This is a genomic window from Halarchaeum salinum, assembly GCF_039520965.1.
Taxonomy (GTDB): Archaea; Halobacteriota; Halobacteria; order Halobacteriales; family Halobacteriaceae; genus Halarchaeum; species Halarchaeum salinum.
Window position 1 is genome coordinate 18,605 of sequence record NZ_BAAABL010000015.1, and the last position, 9,139, is coordinate 27,743.

The following is a 9,139-nucleotide window of genomic DNA, read 5'->3' on the forward strand; positions in this document are numbered from 1 at the left end:
CCGGGAGCTTTCTTCCGCGGGTGCTGGTTAATGTGCATCTGGTCGCTTGGACCCCGCAGCCGTCATCTCGACATGGTGTCGCTCCGCCCCTATCGATCGGCACGCCGAAGATGGATGACGATCCCATCATGCCCGAACCCACCGGAGCGCAGTTGCTCCAGATACTCGGGGAGGTCGGATAGCTCCGCTGTCAGATCTTCAGCCTCCCCGTTATCGGGCTCGACACCGATGAGCTTCCACTCCCCGCGATGCTTCGGGTCGCTCTCCGCGTCGGGGTCGAGACAGACGTCCCGGTAGACAGCGAACTGGTTACTCGAAAGGTGTACCGCCGCCGCCTCGCCATCGGGGAGCGCCTTCACCTCGTAGCGGACGACCTCCCAGCCGTCCGTCGTCGGTTCGAGTCCGATGAGGTCGAACCCGGCTCCGTCCCACACCTCCGAGACGTGTACCCCACTTTCGAGCGCATCGACATCGCCGTGTTCGGCCCAGGTGTCGACGGCCTCGAGGATGTGTTTCGCGGTCTCCCCATCACGTGCGAATGGACCGACGAGCAGCTCCCGCGCCTCGTCCAATCTGCCCTCCCGTCGGGCCGCTTCCAAGCACTCACGGGTCCACTCCGCGACCGCAGGCCTGAACGACCGCTCCGCGTCATCCCCGACGGCGCTTTGCCGGCGCATCCGCTCGATGGCGTCGGCATGGTCGAACGTTCCTCCCTCCGAATCGGGCGACGACGGGCTGCCGATCTCGCCAGGTCGGTTCCAGGCTCGTTCCGACGGCCCAGTCCGCGGCGCCCTCGTGACGGGCTCGAAATCCGGAGCGAACCGCCGAACCTCCTCCACCAACTCCGCATCGGATGAGGGCATCAGCTCGGCGTCATCGACCGTCGTTCGTACCCAGCTGTACACGGCACGTTGCGGGTCGAAATCCAATCGGGGACACTCGTTCCGGGACACGAACTCCTCGAGCGACCGTTCGACGTCGTCCGGCTCCATCTCTTCATCACCGTCGGCGTGCAAAAGGTGGGTGAGGTAGGGACGGAACCGGTCTCGATTGTCCTCCCACCAGGACTCCCACTCGCGGTGGTGCTCGTCACGGCAGCGGAACTCCGGGGTGAACGGGGATTCTGCATCGTCCCCAACAGCACCCAGGACATCGTTGATCGTCGATTCCGTGAGCGATTCCTCGGCCGGTGCATCGCCGTCGTCGACGGTCAGGTCGGCGGGGTCGAGATTGGGGAGTTGGTGTGCACTCTGGATGTGTGGCGCGAGGGCGAACCCCAGCGTGGCGAGTGCCGCATCCGTCTGCGAGAGGAGTTCCATCTCGTTCGCAGGCGGGTCGAAGATCCGTTCGTAGGGCGCCACCAGCGGTTCTGCGTCCGTCTTCTCGACGAACCGCGAGAGTCGTGCTTCCCCGTTCACACCCTCGTACTCGCTGAGTGCGCGAGCGAACAGCGAGTCGACGTCCTGTCGCTGCTCTTCGAACAGGAGCGCCGAGAGCGGTTCACCGAACTCCGGGAGCGGGGGCGAACCCCCGTCGGGAGTATCGAACCGGATCGCCGGCCGGTCGCCGTCGTCGAAGAACGCATCGCCAGTCGAGTCCTTTCGCCAGGTGTTCTCGATCGTCCGTCGGTCCTCGAGGACGACCCGATACTCGAACCAGGCGTTGTCGACGTGGACGAAGTTCCCGGCTTGCCACCGGGTCACCGCCGCATCGCCATCGATATCGATCTGCAGTGAGGCCTCCGCCAGCGCAAGGAGCTTCGGAACAATCTCCTCGAGACTTTCCTCGATATGGGTCGACTGGTCCGGTGTACCCGCCGACAACGGCTCGAAATCGACGTCGTCCTCGATCTCGACGCCCCGGTCCTCGAGTGGCTCGTACCCGCTCAGGTTCTGCGGCCCGATGGTTGCGGCGACGAGCGACTCCTGCGGGAAGAACCGACGCATGATCTCCCGGTCAGAACTATCCGAGACGATCCAGGCATCTGCTTCGTCCCACGGGGTCCATGTCAGGTCCCGATCGGAGAGTGCAACGGGCTCCGATTCGGGCTCATAACAGAGCAGTTGCAGGTCAGCTACCGGCTGTGTCTCGTGATCCTCGATAGCGACGACAGCCTCCAAGATCCGGTCGAAGAGGTCGACCAACGCCGATCGGGCGACCCGATCTCCGGTCACGGTCTCGAGCGTGAATCCCTCTCGAAGCTGCGAGAGAACTCTGAACGCCGGCTCGGAACCGTTCTGCTCAAGCGTGTCCGTGTCCACACCATCGATTGCACCGCAGGCGACGAGGAGCTCTCGATCCGGCGTGTCGTCGTCGACCGACCAGAGCACGCGCGGGAAGCGTTTCTGTTGGGTCGAGAGCAAGGTGAGCGACCTGGGGGGGATGGCATCGACATCATCTGACCGAACCCCTGGACTCGTCGCTGAGTACCCCTCACCGTCGACCGGATACCAAGGTCGGTTCGAGAGCGGCTCGAGCAACGATGTACGCAGCGGTGGGTCCTCGTTTTCGCGAGCCGCCGTCTCTGTCTGTAGCAGCGTCGAAAGCCATTCGTCCCACACGTTGGACAGCGAATTCCGCCATGATTCCGGCGAGAAGCTGTCCCCGTCGGATGCAGGGAGACAGCCCAACGAGAGATCTGCCAGACTGCCCGCCCCGGCCTCCGCCAACCGCGGGGGCACCTCTCGTGCGGGGACGCGACCGTCGGAGCCGCCTTCGATGAGTGTCAGTGGAGGCCCATCCTGCTGTTCGGGCCCGACGCCGAGGAAGGTCAGGAACCGATTCAGGGCATCGTCATCGAACTCCTCATGGAGCTCACCCAAGCGGGAGACGTCGACAGCATCCCGGGTCAACTGTCGAGCCGGCTCCCAAAGTCCCTCGGTCGTCGGCAGATACAGGGTGGCTATCGCTCGCCCGGCTCGACGGGCCGTGTCCCCGATTCCGGCGGTATCGAGCACCCGCCACCCCGGCCCCTGCTCGGCTACCTCGGCCGGTTCCATACCTCCCCCTCGAGATTGATAGCGGTACAGGTCGACCGCGAACTCAAGCAGGGCCCGCTGATGCTCGAACGCGGTCTCGGGGTCGTCTGCAAGCGGCTCGGGCTCCCAGTCGGGCTGGGAGTTGGGTATCTGGCGCAACTCCGAGAGCACCTCCCACCGGTTGAACGGCCGGGTCCCCAGCGGCTGTGGTGATTTCTGGATGATCGACGAATGGAACTGGAAGGTTGTGACGGCTCGATCTGCCTTCCACAACGGTTCGGGAAGCGGGAGCCGTTTGTCGTCGCTGTCACGGACGAACACCACCCGGGAGTGTCGCTGTCGCTTTCCGCCGGTGGGGGCAGAGCCACGCTCCGGGAGGGGGACCGCTCGGTACCGATCGCTCTCCGTATCGTCCGCGATCGGTACCACACGTGCCTCGGATTCTCGAACGGCATCACAGAGCGCGGTGACGGTCCGTCGCCAGGTCTTCGATCGCTCAGAGTGTGGGCAGATCCTGTCCACCCAGTACTTCGAGACGTCCCAGAACGTCTCGTAGGTCTCGAGTGGGAAGCCCGACGCCGAGTCGAAGAACCGAGCCGCGAGCTCCGCCCACAGCTGGTAGGTTCCGGGGTCTTCGCCGTCGTCGTGCGGGAAGAGTCGGTCCTGAACGTGGTCCACGACGGCATCGCCGGCATCCGAGCGGGTCCTCGAATCTAGCAATCGCCAGATATCCGCTCGAGGGTCGGTGCTGTCGGCTGTCGTGGTTGAGGTGATCTCGTCGGGCTCGATCCACGCCCAGTCGATACGGTCCGGTGAGAGGTCGATATGCCGGCAGACGGACAGCAGGTGCAGTTCTGCACCGATCTTCAACAGCGCCCGGTTGTACGGCCCCACGAGGTCGTCATCCAACTGGACCCCCGTTCTGTCGACTCGAAGTTGGAAGTCGGCGTGGATGTCGATCTCAAACGGGCTTGGAACCGCCGTCGGCAGATAGCCGTAGAGTCGCGCTTCGGAATCGGTCTCTCGACGCTCGGCGAGTCGCTGTTCGGTCGGCCACGCGATGGCGGCCCCAGGGTTCGAGATCTCGAGATCGGCCCGTCGGGCGAGTCCCTCGAGTTCTGCTGTTCGCCAGTACGAGAGCGAGTGGGTCGGTGTATCCTGGTTCGGCGGCCATGTGGTGCGTTCGAAGTACAGGTCCGGAGTCTCGAATTGGACGGTGATGTCACGGCGGTCTTCGAACAGCCCGAGGAAGTACAGGTGGTTCGCCTGCAGTTCCCGGAACGAGTCCCTGAGATGCTCGAGTTGGTCGGCTTCGATCGGGACGACGACGGCCGTGGTCAACCCATCGAGCTCCGTCATCCCCAAGGGTGTTCCTGCCTCGTCCGATTTGAGGGGTAACGGGAAGTGGAAGCTCGGGCGCTGCTCGTCCACGGTCAGCCGGGGACGCTTCGTCTCGAGGAACGACTCGTGTCCTCGCTGGACCTCTGGGTCCCGGAGTCGTCGGTTCCAGGTGTCGCTGTCGAGCGGGAGGTGCAGCTCAATTCCCCACCACCCCGGTCGTCGCTCGAACCGGCTCCAGACCCGAGCGTATCTGCCGACCGCGAACGTCGATCGGAACCCGATTCCCTTGTTCCCGACGCTCTCGTCCGCCGATTTATTCGATGTGCGGATCGAACAAAGAGCGTTGAAATCGGGGCGTTGCCCGTCCCTGTTCTCGGGCGGGATGTCGTAGTTGTACTCGCGAGCGACGGTGAGTTCGTCGCCGTCGTTCGCGACCACAAGGGCGTACTCGGATTCGTCCGAAGACGGGTTCTCGGTGAGTTCGACGAGGATCTCGGAATCGGCGCTATCGAGCGCGTTCTGAAGCAGTTCGTAGAGAACCCGGCCCGAATACTGTCGTTTGAGGCCCTGTTCGGTCTCTAGTTGCTGGAGCGCGATCTCGCCGCTGACGTCGTCGAAGTGCTCGTGGTGGTTCTGGAGCGCCTCTCGAACGGCGGTCGATTCCGGCGGTGACGGCTTGGTCGAGGAGTGTTGGTCGCTCATTCGACCAGCGCCTGCCGTTGTTCTTGACCACGGATTGGTCGTTCCACCTGCATACGGGACTGTGAGTCGGTGAGCGGGGAGTGGGATTTCGTGAGGGAACGAACGGCAACTATGTCGTGGGGTCTGGGTTCCTCACCGGTCTTCATAGACATCCCTCGAATTCGAACGTGAAAATAATGTAGGCTCAGGTGAGGGTAGCAAGAGCTCATACTTTGCGAGACCATCTTCCCTCTCCTCATACGGCCCTTGGAGGAAGCCATATCCTCCACACCCAGGATACGGAATCGTCTGGTCAGCTCATCGAGCGCCTCGGTCGAGACGTAGTGGAACTCCCTATCGGATTCGCCTAGGTGGAGACACACCCCAGCGAGCGACTACACATCGATCTAGGGAGCCACGGGGATACGGTTGATCACGCCTTTCCGGTTCTTGTGGACGTCGAGGGACTGAGTCCGGCCCAACCTCGTATGTCTCGACGACGCGATCGACGAGGGTTGGGCGACGGTCGCGGCGCCGCTGGAGTTCTCCGAGCCTGTGGTCTCTCGAGTGATATATGGCTAATGGCTACGAGCGGCCGTCACAAAGACCAACGCGCTCCGCAGCCTCGCCGCCCCTCGTGCAGACGCCGCCATGGGTATCGACGGTCTCGTTACCTCCCGTTTGTTCCGCTCACAAGGACGCCGCTGCGCCACTCCTCGCTGCGATATGTGACGATTCTCGGGGCCACCGAGAAGACATCTCCTTTCTGAGGCCGCCAACAGCATGGCTGGCTTGCCGAGCAACGTGGCCGGCCTAACAGGTGTGTCCGTGACGGCCCGCCCCGCTCGCCGCTGCCGCCCTCCGCGTCGCTCGCGACCGACCATTCCGGGCTGCCTGCCTGCAGTAGCGGGCGGGCTGCCGGGCTAAAATGGATGTGCCCTCGACGCCAGCGCTTCACCCGTTCGGGTCCGGGGGACCGCGGCTTTGCCGCCCGCGACGGACGTGGTCGCGTCGCGGCGAACGGGGAATGCGCTGGCCGCTCGCTCCGGGCGGGTCGGCGCGCGGTGCTGGTTGGGGCCACCTCATGCAGGCGCGCTCTCGCTCGCGCCCGGTAGGGCGCTCGCGAAGGCGCGAGCGCGAGCGCGCAGATGGTTCTGTCGGTCGTTGTCGTCGGAAAACCGCGATGTAGTAGCATCGCGGCGTCGGCGCGTGAGCGCCTTCAGTGGTACCTTGGAGAGATACCAATGTCCAGTAACAACGCTAGCGGAAAGGTCGTTACGGTCGATGAACAGGCATTCGAGAAAGCGGGCGGTCAGGCGGTCGATGAGGACGGCTTCCCGGTCGTCGACGAGACGCCGGAGTTCGAGGCGGCGGTCGAGCAGGAGACGCAGGCGAAGGTGGATGCGAACCACCCGGACGGGATCGCAGACACGAGCCAGGATCGGATTCACGGTGTTACCCTCGAACAGGAAGAGCGCATTCAGGCGCGGGAAGCCGAACTGGAGCGCATCAGTGCCCAGGCCGAGCTGGGTACCCAGGACGGTCGAGAGCAGCGCACGCGAGAGGTCGTCAGCGAGCAGTGTGGCCGTGACGAACCGGCGCCGGCGGAGCGCACGGATCCCCGGGAGAAGCTGACGCAGGACGAACTCGCGGAAGTGAACGAGCAGGCGATGCGGATCAGCGACGAGGTGAAGGGCGGCTGGTCGAGAGCAGTCGTTGCGAAGCAGCTGGCCGAGAAGGTGCAGCGCGGTCGAGACGTCACGAAGGCGGTGCTGGAGACCCTCGAAGAACTGAAGGCGGCGCCGGGGGCGATCGTGCCCATCGCGGACGTGCCGGACGTCCCGGTCGGTGAGGTGACGGTCGAGGGCACAGTGAGCGAACTCTGGGATCCTAGTTCCCCAGCAATCGCCCAAGTCGGACTCATCGAAGACGAAAGTGGGCGTACGAAATTCACGATTTGGGAGAAGAGCAAGAAGACGGTGGTTCGAGAAGGACAGACAGTCCGGTTCAGAGCGGTCAAGAAAAATTGGTACCAGGGACGGTGCAGTCTCGCCATCACGGGCTGGAGCAGGATCGAGTTCCCAGAGCGCGGTCGGTGGTGGGAAGAATAGGCAGTCGATCCACCCTCTTTTTTGCTGTGTGCCGGACCGACCCAGACCCCACCGCCCCACCCTCCGCTCCCGGCCTCCCGCTGGTCGGCCGGCAGCCACGACCGTTTTCACAGATTCCACAGGCCAGCCGTCGATAGCGACCTTACCGTCGCTTCCAACGGTCACCGTCAATACCTCATAGATGAACTGAACATAGCTGTCGGTATCGTGGCTGCGGAAGAGTTCGTCGAGCGTGTCGGAGTGGATGACGTCGAGGAGCAATGTCGGAAGATTCTCCGGCAGGTTATTGGTGGCGTCAGAAGAGTATCGAGCACGCCGGTACTGACCGCCATTTCGTAGTGTTGTATAAGTGCGAATCTACCTAATTGAGTAGGTCGCAGTCCCCGTTGTTGATAGTAAGGGAACAGGTACTGCCGGGGCGATCACTTCCACCCCGGTAGCAAACCATTTTTGCTGATCTAACGGGAATGGCGGAGTATGAGTGATAAATCAGATTCCGGGAACAATTCGGGAGGCGACTCATCCAACAACGACGGTCGGAAGCTGGCCGGAAAAAAGTCCGATGCCCTCTCTGCGCAGAAGTCAGACGGAAACACGAGAGCTAACGCGGCAGAGAAGACGACTACGGACAGCGGGACTAAAGTGGAGAAAAGCGGGAACAAGCAGCCGTCCTCCGAAGCCGCTCCGAGTGCCGAGGGTGAGAGCATCCCGCGAAGCGTCCGCGGCTCGGGAGACGATGGCGGGTCCGGTGATTCAGGGAACGGTGCCGACGGCTCCGGGTCGGGTGACTCGGAGTAATCCCGATCCGGCATGGCTACTGTTCCCGGCGACATCCTCTTCTATGTCGTCTTGGTAGCGCCCGGGTTCATCGCGGTGATGACCGCGGTCAGCCTCGCAGCGGTCGAGGACGAGATATCCCAGTTCGTCCTACTTATTTGGAGCCTGGTATCCAGCATCATCATCGACGGCTTGTTCCTCGCCGGATACCAGCTAGTCTATAGCCCAATCAGGTCGTACGAGGAGCTACGGACATTCCTGTTCGATCCGTTCTTCCGAGTAGACCTGATCGCGATCATCTTCCTCCTGTCGGGGGCTATCGGCGTCGCGTATGCAGTTGGCATCCTCGTCGACCTTCCCGGCCGGCTCCGCCGGACGTTGCAGGCGAAGGCACATATCACGTACAATCCGCGGCAGCCGTGGGAGAACTTCATGAAAGGTGCGGGGTCGATCCGCATTAAGACGAGTGACGACGAGCTGTACACGGGCGACGTGGTCGAGTGGAGCAGGGCGGGGAAGCCGAAGGAGGTACGGGTGAAGCACCCGTACCGGTACAGCCTAGAGGAAGAGGACTACGAGTGGGTGGGCGGTGAGTCAATGCTTTTCCTCGAGGACGATATCGACCGCATCCTGCTGCGGGTAGGCGATGGAAGAGAGTCGTTCTGGGCGCGTGTTCGTTCCCGGTTGAGTCGCGGTTCATCCGGCGATGGGGAGGGTGAAGGTGAGGACGATAACTGATTTGCTCCTCGTTCAGTAGGATTATTCGGTACGGATGGTGCTGTCGAGAGGAGCGGTTACGTGACGTACCGGTAAACACGACATATCCGCGTTGGTAGGGGCGGGAACGAATAGTGAGCGACCGCAGAAGCGTAGCGAGTTTCGAGAAACGTAGCAGCGAACAGCCCGTTCACGGCCAGATGTACAGGTTACCGTACCGCTCGCACTACAATATCTCCTCATCGTGCAGCGTTGAATGCAAGACAGCGTCGGTATTGGAATTGTGATACTCAACTTTCCACCTGTAGCTACGCTCTCTCGACGAATTCTCAGATCGGACGACTCAATTTCAGCCGACGTGCGCGGTGAGCAAAACATCAGTTTCACAAGATACCGTACGAAGTATGAGATGGACGATGGTGATGCCTCTCCTCGATACGTCCAGAGAAGGGGAGCAGGCGGCGAGCCCTAGTGGTTCACAGAAGATTTAGGTGTATTCTGAGTTGGTAGGGCAATGACAGGACGAGAGAAAGA

General features: G+C 62.5%; 4 protein-coding genes and 1 pseudogene. 3 read left to right on the plus strand and 2 right to left on the minus strand.

Annotated features, from left to right (window positions below):
- Window positions 1-89: 89 nt before the first annotated feature.
- Complete coding sequence (locus ABDZ36_RS01130; protein WP_211313271.1) at window positions 90-5,021, minus strand: hypothetical protein; 4,932 nt, start codon at window positions 5,019-5,021, stop codon at window positions 90-92.
- A 1,223-nt stretch (window positions 5,022-6,244) separates the two neighbouring features.
- On the opposite strand from ABDZ36_RS01130, the gene ABDZ36_RS01135 reads away from it, so the two are divergent.
- The gene (locus ABDZ36_RS01135) at window positions 6,245-7,111 is read left to right on the plus strand and encodes a DNA-binding protein (RefSeq protein ID WP_211313270.1); all 867 of its coding nucleotides are present in this window, start codon (window positions 6,245-6,247) and stop codon (window positions 7,109-7,111) included.
- A gap of 141 nt (window positions 7,112-7,252) precedes the next feature.
- Here ABDZ36_RS01135 and ABDZ36_RS14845 read toward each other — a convergent pair.
- Window positions 7,253-7,468, minus strand: a pseudogene (locus ABDZ36_RS14845) (HalOD1 output domain-containing protein); the annotation flags it as partial.
- Between the two features lie 120 nt (window positions 7,469-7,588).
- Between ABDZ36_RS14845 and ABDZ36_RS01140 the strand changes: the two are divergent.
- A complete protein-coding gene (locus tag ABDZ36_RS01140) occupies window positions 7,589-7,909 on the plus strand; it encodes a hypothetical protein (protein WP_211313269.1) in 321 nt (106 codons plus the stop codon).
- Between the two features lie 12 nt (window positions 7,910-7,921).
- Entirely contained in the window at window positions 7,922-8,626 is a 705-nt protein-coding gene (locus ABDZ36_RS01145; protein ID WP_211313268.1) for a DUF6338 family protein, read from the plus strand.
- The last annotated feature ends 513 nt before the right edge of the window (window positions 8,627-9,139 follow it).